16 protein-coding genes are annotated in these 18,114 nt (G+C 58.9%); 6 read left to right on the forward strand and 10 right to left on the reverse strand.

Features of this window, described 5'->3' with window-relative positions:
• Positions 1–90: 90 nt before the first annotated feature.
• Complete coding sequence (locus QY316_06895) at positions 91–450, reverse strand: VOC family protein (GenBank protein WKZ31652.1); 360 nt, start codon at positions 448–450, stop codon at positions 91–93.
• A gap of 318 nt (positions 451–768) precedes the next feature.
• On the reverse strand, positions 769–1,380 hold the full coding sequence (locus tag QY316_06900) for a YdcF family protein (protein ID WKZ31653.1): 612 nt from the start codon (positions 1,378–1,380) through the stop codon (positions 769–771).
• A 122-nt stretch (positions 1,381–1,502) separates the two neighbouring features.
• On the opposite strand from QY316_06900, the gene rpmB reads away from it, so the two are divergent.
• Positions 1,503–1,694 (forward strand): 50S ribosomal protein L28, encoded by a 192-nt coding sequence (gene rpmB, locus QY316_06905; protein ID WKZ31654.1) that lies wholly within the window; start codon positions 1,503–1,505, stop codon positions 1,692–1,694.
• 50 nt (positions 1,695–1,744) lie between these two features.
• On the opposite strand, the gene QY316_06910 is transcribed toward rpmB, so the two are convergent.
• Positions 1,745–2,140: a RidA family protein gene (locus QY316_06910; protein WKZ31655.1), complete on the reverse strand. Its 396-nt coding sequence runs from the start codon at positions 2,138–2,140 to the stop codon at positions 1,745–1,747.
• A gap of 41 nt (positions 2,141–2,181) precedes the next feature.
• The gene (locus QY316_06915) at positions 2,182–4,365 is read right to left on the reverse strand and encodes a bifunctional (p)ppGpp synthetase/guanosine-3',5'-bis(diphosphate) 3'-pyrophosphohydrolase (protein ID WKZ31656.1); all 2,184 of its coding nucleotides are present in this window, start codon (positions 4,363–4,365) and stop codon (positions 2,182–2,184) included.
• A 138-nt stretch (positions 4,366–4,503) separates the two neighbouring features.
• Between QY316_06915 and QY316_06920 the strand changes: the two genes are divergently transcribed.
• The 3 genes from QY316_06920 to QY316_06930 all read left to right on the forward strand — a co-directional run bounded on the left by QY316_06920 (position 4,504) and on the right by QY316_06930 (position 9,525).
• The gene (locus tag QY316_06920; protein ID WKZ31657.1) at positions 4,504–6,882 is read left to right on the forward strand and encodes a PBP1A family penicillin-binding protein; all 2,379 of its coding nucleotides are present in this window, start codon (positions 4,504–4,506) and stop codon (positions 6,880–6,882) included.
• A 6-nt stretch (positions 6,883–6,888) separates the two neighbouring features.
• On the forward strand, positions 6,889–7,884 hold the full coding sequence (gene moaA / locus QY316_06925) for a GTP 3',8-cyclase MoaA (GenBank protein WKZ31658.1): 996 nt from the start codon (positions 6,889–6,891) through the stop codon (positions 7,882–7,884).
• A gap of 69 nt (positions 7,885–7,953) precedes the next feature.
• Entirely contained in the window at positions 7,954–9,525 is a 1,572-nt protein-coding gene (locus tag QY316_06930) for a tetratricopeptide repeat protein (protein WKZ31659.1), read from the forward strand.
• 24 nt (positions 9,526–9,549) lie between these two features.
• Here QY316_06930 and QY316_06935 read toward each other — a convergent pair whose 3' ends face one another.
• The 3 genes from QY316_06935 to QY316_06945 all read right to left on the reverse strand — a co-directional run bounded on the left by QY316_06935 (position 9,550) and on the right by QY316_06945 (position 12,085).
• Complete coding sequence (locus tag QY316_06935; GenBank protein ID WKZ31660.1) at positions 9,550–10,764, reverse strand: HD-GYP domain-containing protein; 1,215 nt, start codon at positions 10,762–10,764, stop codon at positions 9,550–9,552.
• Positions 10,765–10,981: 217 nt separating this feature from the next.
• A complete protein-coding gene (locus QY316_06940; protein ID WKZ31661.1) occupies positions 10,982–11,761 on the reverse strand; it encodes a metallophosphoesterase family protein in 780 nt (259 codons plus the stop codon).
• Positions 11,762–11,776: 15 nt separating this feature from the next.
• Positions 11,777–12,085: a hypothetical protein gene (locus QY316_06945; GenBank protein WKZ31662.1), complete on the reverse strand. Its 309-nt coding sequence runs from the start codon at positions 12,083–12,085 to the stop codon at positions 11,777–11,779.
• Positions 12,086–12,559: 474 nt separating this feature from the next.
• On the opposite strand from QY316_06945, the gene QY316_06950 reads away from it, so the two are divergent.
• Together QY316_06950 and QY316_06955 are read left to right on the forward strand one after the other, a co-directional pair.
• Entirely contained in the window at positions 12,560–13,654 is a 1,095-nt protein-coding gene (locus QY316_06950) for a hypothetical protein (GenBank protein ID WKZ31663.1), read from the forward strand.
• Between the two features lie 56 nt (positions 13,655–13,710).
• On the forward strand, positions 13,711–16,002 hold the full coding sequence (locus tag QY316_06955) for a DUF1998 domain-containing protein (protein WKZ31664.1): 2,292 nt from the start codon (positions 13,711–13,713) through the stop codon (positions 16,000–16,002).
• 82 nt (positions 16,003–16,084) lie between these two features.
• Here the strand turns inward: QY316_06955 and leuB are convergent, their stop codons facing one another.
• From leuB to QY316_06970, 3 genes are all read right to left on the reverse strand, one after another.
• Positions 16,085–17,164 (reverse strand): 3-isopropylmalate dehydrogenase, encoded by a 1,080-nt coding sequence (gene leuB, locus QY316_06960; protein ID WKZ31665.1) that lies wholly within the window; start codon positions 17,162–17,164, stop codon positions 16,085–16,087.
• 223 nt (positions 17,165–17,387) lie between these two features.
• Positions 17,388–17,600, reverse strand: a complete 213-nt coding sequence (locus QY316_06965) for a DNA-binding protein (GenBank protein ID WKZ31666.1) — start codon at positions 17,598–17,600, stop codon at positions 17,388–17,390.
• Positions 17,597–18,091 carry a 3-isopropylmalate dehydratase small subunit gene (locus QY316_06970; protein WKZ31667.1) on the reverse strand — a complete coding sequence of 165 codons (495 nt, stop codon included), beginning with the start codon at positions 18,089–18,091 and terminating at the stop codon, positions 17,597–17,599. Before QY316_06970 ends, QY316_06965 begins: the two co-directional genes overlap by 4 nt.
• Positions 18,092–18,114 lie beyond the last annotated feature (23 nt).

Here is an 18,114-nt window from a genome sequence, read left to right on the forward strand (position 1 = left end):
GGGAAGGCCTGATTAATAGCAATCTCATCTAAAAGGCCCTGTCCGGACTCCGGACAGGGCCTTCTTGTTCCATCTGCTATAACCCGGGATTCATCTCGCTTCCTTGCTGTCCTCCCATATGCCGAAGGTATTCCCCTCGGGGTCCAGGCATATGGCGTAGTACCCCATTCCGGGCACGGCCTTTTTCGAGACCAGCGTCTTTCCTCCCAGCGCCTTTGCCTTCTCCGTGAATTCGTCTATTGAGCTCACGTCAATGTAGTTGGTGATTGTCTGCTTCGGGCTTTCCCTCCGCATGAGGCCGCCGCCGATGGGGTTTTCGCCGGTCGTGTTTATGAGCCAGTATTCCATTCCGGGTATCCTCTCGATCTGCCAGCCGAACATGTCGTAATAGAACCTCCGCGCCCTGTCGGGGTCGTCGGCTGGTATCTCGAAATGCACTACCGTGGGCATGGGCAGCCCCCCTTTCATAGAGCCATAATACAAATCTAACCGGAAAACCTGCCTTGTCAACGGCGGGACGGGAACGTGATCGCGTCCCGACCATTGAGGACGGCGGGGCATGGAGATGATATGACCTCGCTCAAGCGCCGCGCAAGGGTTGAACCTGCCAGGCCTGAGAGGTTGCTGAAAAAAAAGAAGAACACATTCAGGCTCTCAGAATCTCAAGATGGAAAGAGTCGAAAAGCGAGGATGAGGCGCACTTTTATAGTACGCCGGAGTGTCTAACTTTGAAGACGGCGCCGCAGGTTTGGCTTTTTCAGCAGCCTTCTAAACGCTTCTCGCTGCGACGGCCCTGGCAAGGCCCGGCTCTCCAAGGATGGCGAACCTGGCCTTGTACCAGTAATATTTCAGGAACTCTACCGCAAGAAGGCCGAGTCCCTTTCCGCCGTACCAGCTCTCTATCTCGAAGTTGGCGGTTGATACGCTGTAAGGCTCTATCCGGACGTCAGGCATGATCCTGGCGAAGGTGTAATGGGCCCTTTTTATGTGATAGCCGGAGGTTATGAGGACCATCGATTTGAACCCCCTCTCCTCCATTATCCTTCTCACCTCGAGGGCGTTCTCATACGTGCTCTTTGAGAATTTTTCAAGCACTATGCTTGGGCGCTCGACAAGGTTGACCTGGTTAAGGTATATGGAGTCGAGGTCCGCGTCCGCGTGGACCCCGCTCAGTATCAGCACCGCCCCCTTGCCTTGCCTCAGAAGCGAAAGCCCCTCTGCCGTCCTCCCGCGCCCTCCGGTAAGGACGACTATTGCGTCGGCCCCCGTGCCTGCCTGCCTGTAGGCCCTCGTGTCGTCGACGAAATCGAGGAAGAGCGAGATGACTACCGAAAACGCCGCGATAGCGGCGATCAATATGACAGTGCCCCTTCTTTTCATAGCGCTTGAGGCCGGAAACGGCCCCGTCTCATTCTATCCCATGTACCTGCCTAAAAAAAACTTGCAAATCCAGCTCCCTTGTGATAAATATATCAGTTCAAACATTTTTGGAGGTAATAAACATGGCAGGCACATGTGAGATATGCGGAAAGGGACCTTCGTTCGGCAACAACGTAAGCCATGCGAACAACAAGACCAAGCGGAGATGGAACCCCAACCTCCAGCCGGTAAAGGCCGTACATAACGGCAGGGTAAGGAAGATAAAGGTCTGCAGCAGGTGCATCCGCTCAGGGGCCGTAGTAAAGGCCGCCTAAGCCCATTTTTTTCGGCGCATCGTGGCCTGCCGTCAATCGGCAGGCTTTTTTTATTTCACCTTATCTCCTAGCACCGCGACCGCGTCTATCTCCACCCCGACTCCCTTTGGAAGCGCGCTCACCCCGATAGTCGCCCTGGCCGGAAAAGGCGGTGAAAAGAACTCGCCGTAAACGCCGTTCATCTCGTTGAACCTGGCGAGGTCTGAAAGGTACACCGTCGTCTTTACGACGTCCTTAAGCCCGGCGCCCGCCTCCTCTAGGACCGCCTTGAGGTTTTCGAGCACCTGCCTGGTCTCGGCCACAATGCCGCCTGCGACTATATTCCCGGTGGCCGGGTCTATGGGTATCTGCCCGGAGGCGAAGATGAGGCCCCCTGCCCTTATGCCCTGCGAATAGGGGCCTATGGCCGCAGGCGCTTTCACGGTCTTTATCTCTTCCTTTTTCATCGGATTTCCTTCCATGCCCTCGCACCCGCGTTTGATTTTGCTCAGTGCACGCTCTCGGCCTCTGCTTCCCTGTGGCTGCCGCTCTTTATCCTTTCGACCTTTGTCACCTTCTTTATTCTCTTGAGCGCCGATATGATGTTCTTAAGGTGGTTCGAGTCGCTAACCTCCACCTCGAAGGTGCAGACGGCCTTGTTGTCCTGGCTCGTCCTTATGTCCGCGCTCGATATGTTGGCGTCGGCTGTTTTTATGGCGTTGGTCATCTCGGCCAAAAGGCCCTTCTCGTTCCTGCAGACCACCTGAATGCTTACAGGCCTCATGGATTTTATCTTCCGGTCCCACGCGACCTCTATCCTCCTGTCCCTGTCGATATGCAGGAGCGTGGGGCAGCCGACCGCGTGGACGGCGACGCCCTGGCCGTGGGTGATGTAGCCCTCTATCTCGTCGCCGGGGAGCGGGTTGCAGCACCTTGCGAAGCGCACGAGCACGTCCTCAACGCCCCTCACGATTATCGCGCTCCTGTCCTTGTCGCCGGGCTTCCATTTATCGAACATCCTCCTGAAGGAGAACTTCTGGCGGTCGCGGAGCTTCTCGGGCGGCAGGAGCTTTCCGAGCACCTGGGCCGCGGATATCTTCCCGTAGCCGACGGAGGCGAGGAGGCTCTCGGCGCTCTGGACCCCGAACCCGGAGGCGATCTTCTCGAACTCCTCGGATTTGAGGAGCTTCCCGGGTTCGAGGCCGTGGCGCGTAAGCTCCTTTTCGAGTATTTCTTTCCCGAGGGAGATGGACTTCGCCCGCTCCTCGGTCTTTATCCACTGCCGTATCCTGGCCTTGGCGCGGGAGCTTACGACGAATTTAAGCCAGTCCTTCGAGGGGGTGTGGCTCTGGGACGTTATAATCTCTATGATGTCGCCGTTACGGAGCCTGTATTTCAGGGGCACCATCTTGCCGTTCACCTTTGCGCCGGAGCAGGTGTTCCCTATGTCGGTATGGACCGAGTAGGCGAAATCCACGGGGGTCGCGCCTAACGGGAACTGCTTTATGTCGCCCTTGGGCGTGAAGACGAAGACCTCCTCCGGGAAGAGGCCGACCTTTAGGGAGTCCATGAACTCGTCCGAGTCCTTCAGGTCCATCTGGAACTCAAGGAGCTGCCTGAGCCACGCGAAGCTCTTGTCGTCCTTGCCCTCGGGCTCTCTGCCCTCCTTGTACCTCCAGTGGGCGGCGATGCCGTACTCGGCGATCCTGTGCATCTCCTCGGTACGTATCTGCACCTCCATCCTGACGCCGTAAGGGCCGACCACGGTCGTATGGAGGGACTGGTACATGTTGAGCTTGGGGATGGCGATATAGTCCTTGAACCTGCCGGGAACTGGCTTCCATGCGGAGTGTATGACGCCGAGGACGCCGTAGCAGTCCCTGAGGGTCTTCACTATCACCCTGAAGGCCATTATGTCGTATATCCTGTCGAACTCGACATCCTGCTCCTTCATCTTCTTGAAGATGCTGAAGAGGTGCTTCGGCCTGCCGCTCACGTCGCCCTCGACGCCGTTCTCCTTGAGCTTGGCCTCTATCTGCTCCTTCACCGTCTCGATGAAGTTCTCCTTGATGTTCAGGGCGCTCGCGAGCTTCTCTTTCAAGTCCGCGTAGCCTTCCGGCTCGAGGTACATGAAGGCGAGGTCCTCTAGCTCGGTCTTTATCCAGCCGATGCCGAGGCGGTTGGCGAGCGGCGCGTAGATGTCGAGTGTCTCCTGTGCGATCTTCCTCTGCTTGGCCGGGTCGAGCGAGCCGAGGGTCCTCATGTTGTGGAGCCGGTCCGCGAGCTTTATGAGGATGACCCTGATGTCGCGGCCCATGGCCAGGACCATCTTCCGGAAGTTCTCGGCCTCGTGGTCGGCCTTCTTCTCGAAAGTCATGCGGCTCAACTTGGTGAGCCCGTCCACCAGGCCGGCTATCTCGGCGCCGAAGAGCTCCTCTATCCTCTCGATGGTCGTGTGGGTGTCCTCGACCGTGTCGTGGAGGAGGCCTGTCGCGACGCTCTGCGAGTCCATCCTCAAATCCGTGATGATATTCGCCACTTCGAGCGGGTGAGTGAGATAGGGCTCCCCCGACTGCCTTATCTGCCCCTGGTGGATGACGCCTGAGACCACATAGGCCTTTTTTATGAGCTCCAGGTCGGCATTGGGGCTGTAGGAGGCCACCTTCTCCAGTATGTTCTCTAACCTGACCATATAGTACCAATTTAACCTAATAAACCGCCTTTTTCAATAGACAAGGGACGCGGTTTGAGGGCCCGGCGGGCGTGAAGGCCTACTCGCGGGGTGATTGCGATTGCCTTCACTCCCTCTTTTCTGTTATTATTTTCGTCTATGAAGTTCATCAGGAAATCGCTCTATTTCGTCATTGCCGCGGTAATCCTGGGCTTCGGGGCGTACTGGTATTTTACCCGCGACCTCCCGCCGCTCGACACCATCCAGGACTATAACCCAAACCTGGTCACAAAGGTCCTCTCGCACGACGGCAGGCTCATAGGCGAGTTCTATATAGAGCGCAGAGTCATAGTGGGCCTCGACCAGGTGCCGGCCCACCTGATAAACGCCTTCATCGCCGCCGAGGACGCCGGGTTCTACGAGCACGAGGGAATAAGCTACTCGAGCATATTCAGGGCCTTTCTCAAGAACCTCCAGGCGGGCCGCGTCGTCCAGGGCGGCTCCACCATAACCCAGCAGGTCGCGAAGAGCTTCTTTCTCTCCTCGGAGAAGAAGATATCGAGGAAGGTCCGCGAGGCCATAATGGCCTTCAGGATAGAAAAGAACCTCAACAAGGAGGAGATACTCCACCTCTACCTCAACCAGATATACCTCGGGAGCGGCGCTTACGGCATACAGGCCGCTTCCGAGGCCTACTTCGGCAAGGACGTAAGCGAACTCACGCTTTCCGAATCCGCTCTCTTAGCCGGGCTCCCCAAGGCGCCGAGCAAGTATTCGCCATACGAGAACATGGAGCTTGCCAGGAGAAGGCAGGCTTACGTCCTCGACAGGATGGTCGAGACGAACCACCTTACGCGGGACGAGGCGGACAGGGCGTATGCCGAGGGCCTCAAGCTCGTGCCGAGACGGTCGGAGAGCCTGTGGGTGGGCCCGTACTTCACGGAGGAGGTCAGGAAGCACCTTGAGGCGAAGTACGGGAGCGAGCTCCTCTACAGGGGCGGCCTCGAAGTGCATACTACCCTCGACGTCGAGATGCAGAGGGCCGCTAACAGGGCGGTGGACCAGGGGCTCCGCGAGCACGACAAGCGGCGCGGGTTCAGGGGCCCGGCAAGGAAGCTCAAGAGCGAGGAGGAAGCCGGGGCCTTCAGGAAAGAGATGGAAAAGAAGCTCCTCCACGACCCGCCCGGGCCGGGTAAATACTACCTTGCCGCCGTCAAGTCGTTCAGCGACAGGGACAGGAGCCTCTCGGTCGATATAGGCGGGAGAGCCGGTATCATCCAGGCCCAGGACATGCAGTGGGCAAGGCTCTATAACCCGACGCGCGAGCCGGACGGCGGAAGGCAGGAGGACCTCCGGAAGATACTCAAGGCCGGAGACGTCGTGCAGGTCGCCGTAAAGGCAGTGCCCGAGAACGCGGCGGCACCACTCGAGCTAAGGCTCGAACAGGAGCCCCTTGCGCAGGCCGCACTCCACGCAATGGAGCCCGAGACCGGGGCCGTAAAGGCGATGGTCGGCGGCTTCGATTACTCGCAGAGCCAGTTCAACAGGGCCATGCAGGCCCGGAGGCAGCCGGGCTCGGCCTTCAAGCCCATAATATACGCGGCTGCGATGGACAGCGGACTTACCCCGGCGAGCATCGTAATGGATTCCCCTGTCGTCTTCGAGGACACCGAGAGGGAGGACTCCTGGAGGCCCAGGAACTACGACGAGCAGTTTTTCGGCCCGACCACAATCAGGGAGGCCATAGCGAGGTCCAGGAACGTAATAACCATAAAAGTGCTCAGGCAGATCGGCATCAGGCAGGCGCTCAATTACGCGAGGCTCCTGGGAATAAGCTCGCCGCTCGCGGGCGACCTCTCCCTTGCACTCGGCTCGTCCGCGGTCACGCTCCAGGAGCTGACGGTCGCGTTTTCCACGCTGGCAAACCTCGGCGTAAAACCCGCCCCGATGCTTGTTACAAGGGTCGCCGACCGGACGGGCCGCGTCCTCGAGGTGACGGAGCCTTTTTCGACGTCGGTCATCAGCCCGCAGACGGCGTATATCATGACGAGCCTCCTTCAGGGTGTCGTGGAATCCGGGACAGGCATGAGGGCCCGGGCCCTCGGAAGGCCGGCTGCAGGGAAGACCGGCACGACCAACAACCTGAACGACGCGTGGTTCATAGGCTATGTGCCGGGGCTTGCGGCAGGGGCCTGGGTGGGGTATGATGATGAAAAGCCCCTGGGAAGCAGGGAGACCGGCTCCAGGGCCGCTCTACCCGTATGGCTTGGCTTCATGTCCGGGGCGCTTGCCGAAACCCCGGCAAGCGGGTTCCCGGTCCCCGAAGGACTGGAATTCGCCCGGATAGACCCGTCAACGGGCCTCCTTGCCAATGATTCCATAAAAGACGCCGTCTTCGAGGTCTTCAAGGCCGGGACGGCGCCCGTGGATGTATCGCCCGTCCGGAACATCGGCGGGCCGTCGGACTTCTTCATGATAGACACGGACCCGGCCCCTCTTACCAGGGCCCGGCCCGATGAAACCGAGTTCATGGACTGAGTCATTATGCAGCCCCTTGTCGACTCATACGGACGGAGGATTGATTACCTCCGGATTTCGGTCACCGACCGCTGCAACCTCCGCTGCGTCTACTGCATGCCGCCCGAGGGCATTGACCTTGCCGAGCCCGAGCACATCCTGAGGTACGAGGAAATACTGCGGCTTGCGAGGATAGCGGCAAGGGGCGGTGTTACGAAAATCAGGGTCACGGGCGGGGAGCCTCTCGTAAGGAAGGGCATCGTAGATTTCCTCAGGGACCTCGCCTCGATACCGGGCATTGAGGACCTGAGCCTTACGACGAACGGTGTGCTCTTGAGGGAATACGCCCGGAGGCTAAGGGAGGCCGGGCTCAGGCGTATAAACGTGAGCCTCGATTCACTTAAGCGCGAAAGGTTCGCGGCAATGACCAGGGGCGACAGGCTTTCGGAGGTGCTCGAAGGGCTCGACGAGGCCCAAAGAGCCGGGCTTACGCCGGTCAAGATAAACATGGTCGTCATAAAGGGCTTCAACGACGACGAGATAGTCGATTTCGCCCTTATCTCGAAGGAGAAGCCCTACCATGTAAGGTATATCGAGTACATGCCCTTCAACACCCAGGAGGGCTGGCAGAGGGACAAGTGCCTGACCGCCAGGGAGATTAAGGAGCGAATAGAGGCCGCGCTCGGGCCTCTGGAGCCCGTTATCGACCACAAGGACGGCGCCGGGCCCGCGAGGAGGTTCAGGTTCAAGGGCGCTCCCGGAGAGATCGGCCTCATAAGCCCTGTCTCCGAGCACTTCTGCGGCTCATGCAACAGGCTCCGCCTCACCTCCGACGGGAAGCTGAGGACCTGCCTCTTCTCCGATACCGAAGCCGACCTCCGCACCCCGTTGAGGGACGGCTCCACGGACGAGGCCATCGAAAGGATACTCCTTGCCGCTGTACGGGAAAAGCCCAAGGGGCACACCATAAACGAGAACATCTTCAAGAAATGCAGCAGGACGATGAGCCTCATAGGGGGGTAGTCCGGGCTCATCCTTAGAATTCGGGGCCGGTCGGCCCGCGTTGAGCGTCCATGGTGGGAACGGTTTGAGATGACGTCGTCAGGAAGAACCCGTGTTGCGATACTCCTCGCAGTCGCCTTGATCCTCTCCGTACTCGCCTATTCGAACACCTTTACCGGAGAATTCCAGTTCGACGACGACGGGACCGTGGCGGAAAACCCCTATGTCACGGATATAGGGAACTTCCGGGGGCTTCATCTTAAATCCTTCGTTGACGGCATCCGCCCGGTAGCGACCTTCACCTTCGCTGTAAACTACTATTTCTGGGGCCTCGACGTCCTGCCCTATCACTTGACCAACTTCGCCGTGCACGCCGTATGCGGCCTCCTCGTCTTCTATCTGGCGTTCCTGACCGCGCGCTCGCCCGGGCTCCTCTACGACGAAAGCCGCGCCCGTTTCATCGCCCTTCTGACCTCGGCCATCTTCCTCCTGCATCCGGTCCAGACCGAGTCCGTAAGCTACGTGTCGCAGAGGTACGAATCGATCGCGTCGCTTTTCTACCTCGCCTCGCTCATCGCGTTCGTAAAGGGGCGGCAGGCGGCAGGAGCGCCCGGGAGATACGTCCTCTATGCCTTGTCTATAGCATCCGGCATACTGGCGCTCGGCAGCAAGCAATTCGCCGTAACCCTCCCGCTCGTGATAATCCTCTACGACTTCTATTTCCTAAGCGAAAGGCCCTCCTTCAAAAGGATGGCCGGGCCCCTGGTATTTCTGGCCCTCGCGGCGGTCGCTGGCTTTATCATCGTCAAGGGGCTCAAGGGAACCGACGCGGGCTTCTCCGTACAGGGCGTTACGCCCTGGGAGTACCTCCTTACCCAGTTCAGGGCGGTCGTGACCTACATAAGGCTTCTCTTCCTTCCCGCCTGGCAGAACCTCGACTATGATTTCAGGATAAGCAGGAGCCTTCTTGAAATCGACACCCTGCTTTCATTTCTCTTCCTTCTTTCGCTTTTCGTCTCCGCTATATTCCTTTTCAGGAGGCGGCGCGCCGCTTCATTCTTCATACTCTGGTTCTTCATCGTGCTCGCGCCAACCTCGAGCATAATCCCGATAGTAGACCCCATATTCGAGCACAGGGTCTATCTCGCCTCCGCAGGCCTCTTCTTCATCTTTTCCGACGTCCTTTGGGCCGCGCTTTCACGGGCCGCCCAAGGCATGGGGCGCCCTGCCCGCGGCGGGACGCTCGCGATTTCAGGGGCGCTCGCCTTGATGCTCGTTCTTTCGGGGCTTACCTACGAGAGGAACAAGGTATGGAGGACGAAACTCTCGATGTGGCTGGACGTCGCGGCGAAGTCACCGATGAAGTCCAGGCCGCACAACAACCTCGGGAACTGCTACATGCTCCTGGACAGGCCCTTTGAGGCCATAGAGGAATACAAAAAGGCGATAGCCCTCGACCCAGGCAATATCGAGGCCTACTATAACATATCGCTCAATCTCGAGAAGACGGGCCGCCTCGACCAGGCCGCCCATTATTACGATATCTTCTCGAATAACGCGCCGCCAAGGTACGAGAAGCAGAAGGAGTTCGCAAGGAAGAGGGTCGAGAGGTTCAGGGAACTGGAGCGGCTCGGGTTTGCCGCGGAAAAGGCCGCGCCCTGATACCCGCGCAGCCAGGAGCCTGACTCACGCGTGGGGGCGACCGCGCTCACCGAGGATGAACCTGTTCGTGTCAATGCCGTACTTGCCGGGGTTTGCAGAGCCTTTTATGCAGAGGTCCTTGCGTTCGGAAAGGGCCACCTCGACAGGGGGCGCGAGGGACTGGCCGTTCTTGTTCAATACGACCAGCACCGCGGGCTTGAGAGGGTTTTCGCGGTCGTTGGATTTCACGACGGCTATCTCACCGGTAGAGAGCTCGACAACGCTTCCTATGGGATATATGCCTATGCACCTGATGAAGCCCTGCAGGAAGCGGGCGTCGTAAACGGTGTTATTACCGAAAGACATGACCTGCAGCGCCTCGTGCGGCGTAAAACTCTTCCTGTGCGGCCTTTCCGAGGTCATCGCGTCATAGCCTTCGGCAACGCTGACAATGCGCCCGAACTCGTGTATGCGCGTGCCGGAGAGCCCCTCCGGGTATCCCTTGCCGTCCACTCTCTCATGGTGCTGGAGCGCCGTGACGATCGATGAGCGCTTAAAGCCGTCTGTCTTGTGGAGCAGGTCCGCGCCGAGCTCTGAATGCCTCTGCATCTCGGCGAGCTCGCTTTCCGTGTACCTCCCCGGCTTTTTAAGGAGGGCCTCCGGCAGGAGGAGCTTTCCTATGTCATGGAGGACCGCCGCCGTGCCGAGCTCGATCAGCTTTTCCCTTTCGAAGCCCAGCTCGCTTCCGAGGGCAAGCGACAGTATGCAGGTATTCAGGGAATGCCGGAACGTGCAGTCGTCGTTGTCCCTCAGCCACGCGAGGCAGGTCAGGGCATCGGGGTTCCTGAATATGCTGTCTATCATCCTGACGACTAGGAGGCCGAAGGCCTCCGCGTCAACGCTCCTCCCGGCCCTTATGTCCGTAAGGAAGCCCATGACATGGCCGACGGCCTCGTCCTTCAGGGCGGCTGCCCTGTATATCTCATCCTCGAATCCCACGGCCTCCGGAAGCGCAGTGCCGGCTTCCAGGACCGTTATCCCGGCTTCCTGATGGTCAGGCCCCCAGGCCTGTCCTCCGGCGCAATCGTCCGTTATCACATACGCAATGCCATACCCCCTGCCCCGGAAGGCCTCTATGTCGGCATCGCTCCTGACCAGGAGCGAGTTCATGAAAAAAGACGGCCTGCCGGTATCGTCCTTTTCAAGGGCGCAGAGCTTCATGCCTATCTTCAACTCATCCATCTGGATCTTTCTGAACATGCTTGCCGCCCTCGGTACACTTAATGAAGTACATTAAGAATATGCTGGAACTAACTGGAAATATTGTTTTTACATGAATTTTGCCCGAACTTGAGCCAGGCTCGGGAGGCAAAGGGTATGGCCAATGGTATTAACCTAGATATCGGCTGAAGGCAGGACAGGCTTTAGTCCTTTGAGAGGGGTCGGGTAAGGGATGCCTATGTCTGGGCAAGGCGCGCTACCACCCGAGCTTGAGCCTTTCGGCGAGCCTGTCGGGTAGACCGGCCTGCAAAACCTTCTCAGAGGCGGAGCGGATGTCATACTCGACCCTGTAAAAGACCGCCTGGTTTTTCCTTGAATCGTATACCAGGAAAGCGGCCCTGGGGTCGCGGTCGCGGGGCTGTCCGAGCCCGCCCGGGTTTATGAGGTATTTGACCCCTTTTGCAAGCTTCAAGGGGTTCTCATGGAGGAGGACCGCCTCGCCGCCCATCTCCGAGTAGGCCGCCGGGACGTGGGTGTGCCCGAAGAAGCAGATGCCGGGGGCGCCGTGCCCCTCCATGAGCTCGAAATTCCTTTCCGCGTCCCTTATCCCCATTATGTACCTGTCAATATCGTTCACCCATCCGTGTACGGCCATAAACCGCCCCTTCACGGTGAAGCTCTTGGAAAGCCCCCTCAGGTATTCGAGGTTCTCCGGCTTCAGGGCGTTCCTCGTCCAGTACACGGCAGCCGCCGCATGGTAGTTGAAGTTGTGCGGCTCCTCGAACCCGGCCACCCGTGAGTCGTGGTTGCCGAGGACGCAAACGGCCCCCCTCTCCCGCAGAAGCTCTATGCATTCGTTGGGGTTTGCGTTGTAGCCGACGATGTCGCCAAGGCATATTATCCTGTCAACGCGGAGGCGGTCCGCGTCTTCGAGGAATGCGCTGAGGGCTTCCAGGTTCGAGTGGATATCGGAGATTACGGCGTAAAGCATGGTGTATGGGCGGGGGGCCGGCACGGCCTCCGGGGCGAGGGCCATCTGCTTATAGCGGCCTCAGTGTATGGTGCCCTTGATATCCTCTCCCTCGAACACGGCCTTGCCGGTCTGGAACGGGTCGCTGGTGAACCTGTCGCGGCAGGACTTGCACAGTATGAATATGAGCTCTTTTGATACGTCCTCTTCGAGGGCCTTCGGGTCCATGCTTTCCATGGCGTCAAGGAGGTCGTTTATGCCCTCCTCGACGTCGCCATCGAAGTCCTCGAGGTAGCCGTCGAAATCCGCAAAGCTCCTTATCTCGAGTATATATTTGAGATTGCCCTTGGGCAGTTCCCTGCCGCAGCAGTGGCACCTTAATTTTTTCATCGGAAGCTTGACCCTTTCCGGGGGAGTCCGCGTCAGGGGAACCCTTTGCGGATGGCGGCCTTGGTATTCAGCCCTCTAACGGGGTCCTCCGGGCGAATTAATGAGCAAAAAGCATGAAGGCTTGCTAAATCTTAACCCTAAAGATGCCGCTTGTCAAACCAAATGGGCCGTGGTAATTTTGCCTTATGCCGTGCGATTTTATCCCTTTCACGAAGACGCATGACCTCTCCTGCGCCCCGGGGTCCCAATTGAACCTGCCCGGCCTCGCAAGCGTCCGGACGGCGGCATCCGGACCGGACCGGCTCGCCTCCTCCGGGATATCTTCAATCGAATAGGACGGGTACGATGCCGTTTCACAGGCTCCTTAAAACCGGAAGTCGACTGAGAAGCCTTCTTGAGAAGACGGCCAGAGCGTGCGCCATGCTTTTGAAGCGAGGTGCGCTAAAGGCGCCAAGCGGTCCTTTCGAGCCGTCGATGTCAATCCTCCTGACGCAGGCGCCGGAGCGCGCTCACGCCGACGCGAGGCGGGTCATGGCCGAAGCTCTCGGGCTCCGGCTTATAAGTAAAGACGGCGAGTGGACCGTAATGGAAAAAGGCATCCCTCCCCGTGTTTTTCACGTGCTCTTCCCTGCTGCGCTATTGACATTGTTTTCAGGCGCGCTCATCACCCTCCTTTTCGCTTTTGAGGGCACGATAACGCTCAGGTCAGGCTCCCCAATGGAGTTCATGCCAGAAAACCGGGGCCTCATAAGGCCGTTCTGGAAATCCGAGACCGGGAGCGTTGGCCTGCTTTTCGAGTCCTCGATTTCCGAATACGTTCAGACAGCCTCGCTCGATTACCCGCCGGACATCAAATCAAGGCTCGCGATAAAGCTCGGCTTTCAGCGCCCGGCGATTGAGGCAGGGGAAGACGCCCTCGCCTCAATCGGGACGAAAGCGCATTTGAAGGTCCGGAGCGATAACGGCGTAACCGAAGGAGGAGCCGGCACGGAAGGGCCCTTTCGGTACGGCGCCTATGCTTTCCGGCTCATTGACATTGAGCGAACGCTCCGGTTGAGGATAGATGGAAGCCCCATACCCCTTAGCGTAAAGACCGGCGGCGAGGCCATCATACCGGGCAGCCTTTCAACGCTCGAATTCGGGCAGTTCAGGAAAGGCTCGGTTACGCGGCTTGACGGCACGAGGCAGGATCTCAGGCCCCATGTGGCGGTCAGGAAAAAAGGCGCTCCCGGAGAGCCTGCCCTGCTCCGGCTCGGCGAGCCTGTTATCGTCGACGGCGCGCTGGTGTCACTCGCCGATGTGAGGGAGACGGCTGTCCTCCGCTACAGGTACGACCCGGGGAAGGCGGTCGTCCTGGCGGGCGGCCTGCTTGCCGTAATCTCCATTGTGCTCAAGCTCTTCGGGCCTTATTATCTCCTCGCTTACAGGATCGACGCTTCCGTGGAGATCGCGCGTATCGACCTCCACGCCTCCTCGGGCGGCGCATTCTCCTCAAAGGCAAGGCTCCTTCATAGGATAGAGCGCCTTCTTACGAAAGACGACCTGAGGCCCGAAGCGCTCCCGGGCTGATATTCCAGCCCGCCTCTCTCTTGGAAAAAAACCTCCGCAGTGGTATCATTTTTCCGATGGACATCAATTCATTCATAGCAGAGATAAAGGCAAGGGCCGACCTGAGGGAGATAGTGCACCACGAGGAACTCCCATCCCGGGACCCCGCCTATGCTGAGACAGCCCTGCCCCTCATGGCCGAGGTAAAGGAGGCACTCGCGTCCCTCGGCGTAAAGGGGCTTTTCACACACCAGGCCCGGGGCATAGACCTCGTCAGGCAGGGCAAGAACGTGGTCGTCATGACCCCTACGGCCAGCGGGAAGAGCCTCATATACAACTTGCCGGTAGCCGAGGCCATACTCAAGGACCCTGAGGCAAGGGCCATGTACATATTCCCGCTCAAGGGGCTCGAGCAGGACCAGCTCGGCGCTTTCAGGGAGCTTGCGGCAAGGCTACCCCTTGAAACGGAAGGCGGCGCGCCGGAGAAAGGGAAGAGAAAGGCCTTCAAGCCGGGCATATCAGAGATATACGACGGCGACACATCCGCTTACAGGAGAAAGCGGATGCGCGAGGAGCCGCCTCGTGTCGTCCTTACGAACCCGGACATGATACATCTCGCCATAAACCCCTTCCATGGGAAGTGGGAGAGGTTCCTTTCCAACCTCCGGTTCGTGATAGTCGACGAGATACACGCCTACAGGGGCGTATTCGGCTCGCATGTGGCTAACGTGCTGAGAAGGTTCCGGCGGGTAGCGAAGCTCTATGGGAGCGACCCTGTCTTCATAGCCTCTTCTGCGACCATTGCAAACCCTGAAGAGCTGGCCGAGGGCCTTGTCGGCAAGGACTTCGAGGCCATAACCGAAAGCGGCGCGCCGTCCGGGAGGAGGCATTTTCTTTTCCTCAACCCCGCCTCGGGCGTAAGCCCCTATACCATAGCCACAAGGCTCCTGGCCTCGTCGGTCCGCGCAGGTTTCAAGACCATAGCCTTCACAAAGGCCAGGAAGGTGACCGAGCTAATGCATTCCCGGATACTCGACGGCTGCCCGGATATAAGCCCGGTCGTAAGCTCCTACAGGGCGGGCTTCCTCCCCGAGGAGAGGCGCGATATCGAAAAAAGACTTTTCAAGGGCGAGCTATCCGGCGTCATATCGACGAGCGCCCTCGAGCTCGGGGTCGACATAGGAGGCCTCGACGTCTGCATACTCGTGGGCTACCCCGGCACCGTAAGCTCGACCTGGCAGAGGAGCGGGAGGGTCGGCAGGAGCGGACGAGACTCGCTCATCGTCATGGTCGCGCTCGCGGACGCGCTCGACCAGCATTTCATGCGGAACCCTCCGGACTTCTTCAGGCGCTCATCAGAGTCGGCTGTCCTGGACCCCTTCAACAGGCCCATAGTGAAGTCCCATCTCCTCTCCGCGACATCGGAGCGGTATCTGAGGGGCGACGACCCTGTCTATGATATTGCGAGGCTTGAGCCTGTCCTCGAGGAACTTGAAGCCGAAGGGAAACTGAGGCGCGGCAGGCTCGACGTGTGGTTCGCAAGAAAAAGGCGGCCCCAGATGGAGAGCTCCATCCGGGAGGCGGGTGAGGCCTACGCCATAATCAAAGACGGCGGCGGCCTCCTTGGGGAATCGAGCTCCACGAGAGTACTCTACGACCTCCATCCCGGGGCGATATACCTCCACAAGGGCGTCCAGTACAGGGTCGCCTCTCTCGACATGCGCGACCGGGTGGCCGTCTGCAGGCCGGCAGGCGAGATAGCCTATTACACGAGGCCTATGACCGAGGAGGAATCCGAAATACTCTCCGAGGACGACTCGAAGCCATTGAGGAACACGCTCGTAAAATTCGGGACGCTGAGAATAACTGAAAGGGTGCTCGGATACAGGAAAAAACACATATTCACCGAGGCCCCGATGGGCGAGTTCCTCCTCGACCTGCCGCCCTCTGTTTTCACTACAAAGGGCGTGTGGATGAAGGTCGGCAATAGCATACTCGAAGAGGTGCGCGGAAGCGGTTTCAGCATTGGCGGCGCCCTCCATGCCGCTGAGCACGCGATGATAGCTGCGCTCCCCCTCTACGCTTTATGCGACAGGATGGACCTCGGCGGGGTGAGCTATACATTGAACCCCGAGCTTCAGAGCCCGGCGATATTCGTCTATGACGGCCACGAGGGCGGAGTGGGCCTTGCACGGAGGGGCTTCGATTGCCTGAGGGAATGGCTTGGTTCCGCTCTCGAGCTCATGGAGGACTGCCCCTGCGAGGTGGCCTGCCCGTCCTGCACACAGGACCCGAGGTGCGGGAACAACAACGAGCCGCTCGATAAAAGGGGCGCGTCCATGATTCTCAGGGATTGGCTTGGCCGATGAGATGAACGGCCTGAAAATTCTCTCCTGAAATAAAAAAAGCCCCGCCGAACGGCAGGGCTTTTTGATTTCGATTCAAAAAAAATCAGAGCTCCTTCAGTACCGCCTCGCCCATCTCGGGGCAGCTTACGCGGGTCATCCCGGGCTGCATGATATCGGCGGTCCTCAAGTTTTTCCTTAAGACCTTCTCGACCGCCGCGTCGATCGAGTCCGCGGCCTCGTTCATGTCAAAGGAGTAGCGGAGCATCATGGACGCCGAGAGTATGGTGGCTATGGGGTTGGACATGCCTTTTCCGGCTATGTCCGGGGCGCTCCCGTGTATGGGCTCGTACATGGCCCTGCCCTTCCCTGCACCCAGGCTCGCCGAAGGGAGCATCCCTATCGAGCCTGTAAGCATCGAAGCTTCGTCAGAAAGTATGTCGCCGAAGGTGTTCTCGGTCACGATAACGTCGAACTGCCTGGGGTTCCTTATGAGCTGCATGGAGCAGTTATCCACGTACATGTGGCTCAATTCCACGTCCGGGTAGTCCTTTGCCACCCGCACGACCACCTTCCTCCAGAGCTCGGTAGTTTCGAGGACATTGGCCTTGTCCACGCTACAGAGCTTCTTGCTCCGCTTCCTTGCGACCTCGAACCCCACCCTGGCTATCCTCTCTATCTCCGGGGTCGTATAGACCATCGTGTTAACGCCGCGCTCGGTCCCGTCCGGAAGCTTCTCAACGCCCCTCGGCGAGCCGAAATAAAGACCGCCGGTAAGTTCCCTTACCACGACGAGGTCCACGCCTTCTATTACCTCTGGCTTGAGGGTAGAGGCCTCTATAAGCTCCTTGTATATCCTGGCGGGCCGGAGGTTGGCGAAGAGACCAAGCTCTTTTCTCAGGGCAAGGAGCGCCCTCTCGGGCCTTACCGAGTAGTCGAGCCCCTCCCATTTGGGGCCGCCGACCGCGCCAAGGAGCACGGCGTCGCTCCGTAGAGCAAGGTCGAGGACCTTATCGGTTAGCGGCACGCCGTCGGCGTCTATTGACGCGCCCCCGACGAGCGCCTCGGTCAGAATGAACTCGGCCCCGAACCTCGAACCCACGGCCTTGAGTACCTTTATCGCCTCTCTGACGATCTCCGGGCCTATGCCGTCGCCCGGCAATACAGCGACATTAAACCTTTTCACTTGCAAGCTCCTTGGTGTTTTTAGAGTCGATAGACGCTTGTGCGGGTTGAAGCAGCCTGCGCGGAGGCCTTCTCAGGATGTTTAAAAGCCCTTCCCGGACCTTTCGACCACGGCTTGGCCGGAATGAATCCGTCGAAACCTCGCAACTTGCCCGACCTGGACAATCTTCGCGATTTGGCAATCCGTCCGTGGATTGCCTGGCATGGTGTTTTTCAACACCCTGTCAGAGCGTGTTGGCGACCTTCTGGAGCACCTCCATGAAAGCGGCGAGGCCGCTTACCGGGATGACCACCGTGCTCCGCCTGTCGTTGGAGAGCTCGGCTACCTGCAGGAACCTGCCGCCTTCGTTCTCCTTCAGGTCCACGAACAGGGTCTTGTTCTCTATATGCAATTTCTCGCTGGAAAGGACCTTGCTTTTTGCGCCTTCCCTTTTCATACAAACCCCCTCTTTCTTATCGACTCCATGAGCCCGCCGGCCTGTATAAGCTCCTGCATGAACGGAGGCACCGGCCTGGCCGTGAAGCTCTTCCCCTTGGTGAGGTTTACGATGGAGCCGGTCGAGACGTCTATCTCGAGTTCGTCCCCGTCGTCCGTGGCTCCGTATACCTCGTCGGATTCGAGTATCGTAAGCCCCATGTTGAACGAGTTCCTGTAGAAAATCCTGGCGAAGCTCTTGGCGATTACGCAGGCAACCCCCGCGGCCTTTATTGCGATGGGCGCGTGCTCCCTTGACGAGCCGCACCCGAAGTTCTTGTCAGCGAGAATTATGTCCCCTGGCCGCACCTTCGAGGCGAACGAGGGGTCCTCGTCCTCCATGCAGTGCTTCGCGAGCTCCGCCGGATCGGATGTGTTGAGGTATCTCGCGGGTATTATCTTGTCAGTGTCTATATCGGCTCCGTACTTCCAGACCCTGCCCTTAAGCTTCATCTGCTCACCTCTGCGTAAAAAAA

The organism is Thermodesulfobacteriota bacterium, from assembly GCA_030583865.1.
In the GTDB taxonomy this organism is placed as follows: Bacteria; Desulfobacterota; GWC2-55-46; order GWC2-55-46; family GWC2-55-46; genus UBA5799.

Excerpts from the sequence above, each read along its gene's own strand:
- QY316_06930 (WKZ31659.1), top strand. The coding sequence starts at position 7,954 with ATGACGTCGTCAGGAAGAACCCGTGTTGCGATACTCCTCGCAGTCGCC.
- QY316_06950 (WKZ31663.1), top strand. The coding sequence starts at position 12,560 with ATGTCAATCCTCCTGACGCAGGCGCCGGAGCGCGCTCACGCCGACGCG.
- QY316_06965 (WKZ31666.1), bottom strand. The coding sequence starts at position 17,600 with ATGAAAAGGGAAGGCGCAAAAAGCAAGGTCCTTTCCAGCGAGAAATTG.
- rpmB (WKZ31654.1), top strand. The coding sequence starts at position 1,503 with ATGGCAGGCACATGTGAGATATGCGGAAAGGGACCTTCGTTCGGCAAC.
- QY316_06900 (WKZ31653.1), bottom strand. The coding sequence starts at position 1,380 with ATGAAAAGAAGGGGCACTGTCATATTGATCGCCGCTATCGCGGCGTTT.
- QY316_06970 (WKZ31667.1), bottom strand. The coding sequence starts at position 18,091 with ATGAAGCTTAAGGGCAGGGTCTGGAAGTACGGAGCCGATATAGACACT.
- QY316_06935 (WKZ31660.1), bottom strand. The coding sequence starts at position 10,764 with ATGTTCAGAAAGATCCAGATGGATGAGTTGAAGATAGGCATGAAGCTC.
- QY316_06910 (WKZ31655.1), bottom strand. The coding sequence starts at position 2,140 with ATGAAAAAGGAAGAGATAAAGACCGTGAAAGCGCCTGCGGCCATAGGC.
- QY316_06895 (WKZ31652.1), bottom strand. The coding sequence starts at position 450 with ATGCCCACGGTAGTGCATTTCGAGATACCAGCCGACGACCCCGACAGG.
- QY316_06955 (WKZ31664.1), top strand. The coding sequence starts at position 13,711 with ATGGACATCAATTCATTCATAGCAGAGATAAAGGCAAGGGCCGACCTG.
- QY316_06920 (WKZ31657.1), top strand. The coding sequence starts at position 4,504 with ATGAAGTTCATCAGGAAATCGCTCTATTTCGTCATTGCCGCGGTAATC.
- moaA (WKZ31658.1), top strand. The coding sequence starts at position 6,889 with ATGCAGCCCCTTGTCGACTCATACGGACGGAGGATTGATTACCTCCGG.
- QY316_06915 (WKZ31656.1), bottom strand. The coding sequence starts at position 4,365 with ATGGTCAGGTTAGAGAACATACTGGAGAAGGTGGCCTCCTACAGCCCC.
- QY316_06940 (WKZ31661.1), bottom strand. The coding sequence starts at position 11,761 with ATGGCCCTCGCCCCGGAGGCCGTGCCGGCCCCCCGCCCATACACCATG.
- QY316_06945 (WKZ31662.1), bottom strand. The coding sequence starts at position 12,085 with ATGAAAAAATTAAGGTGCCACTGCTGCGGCAGGGAACTGCCCAAGGGC.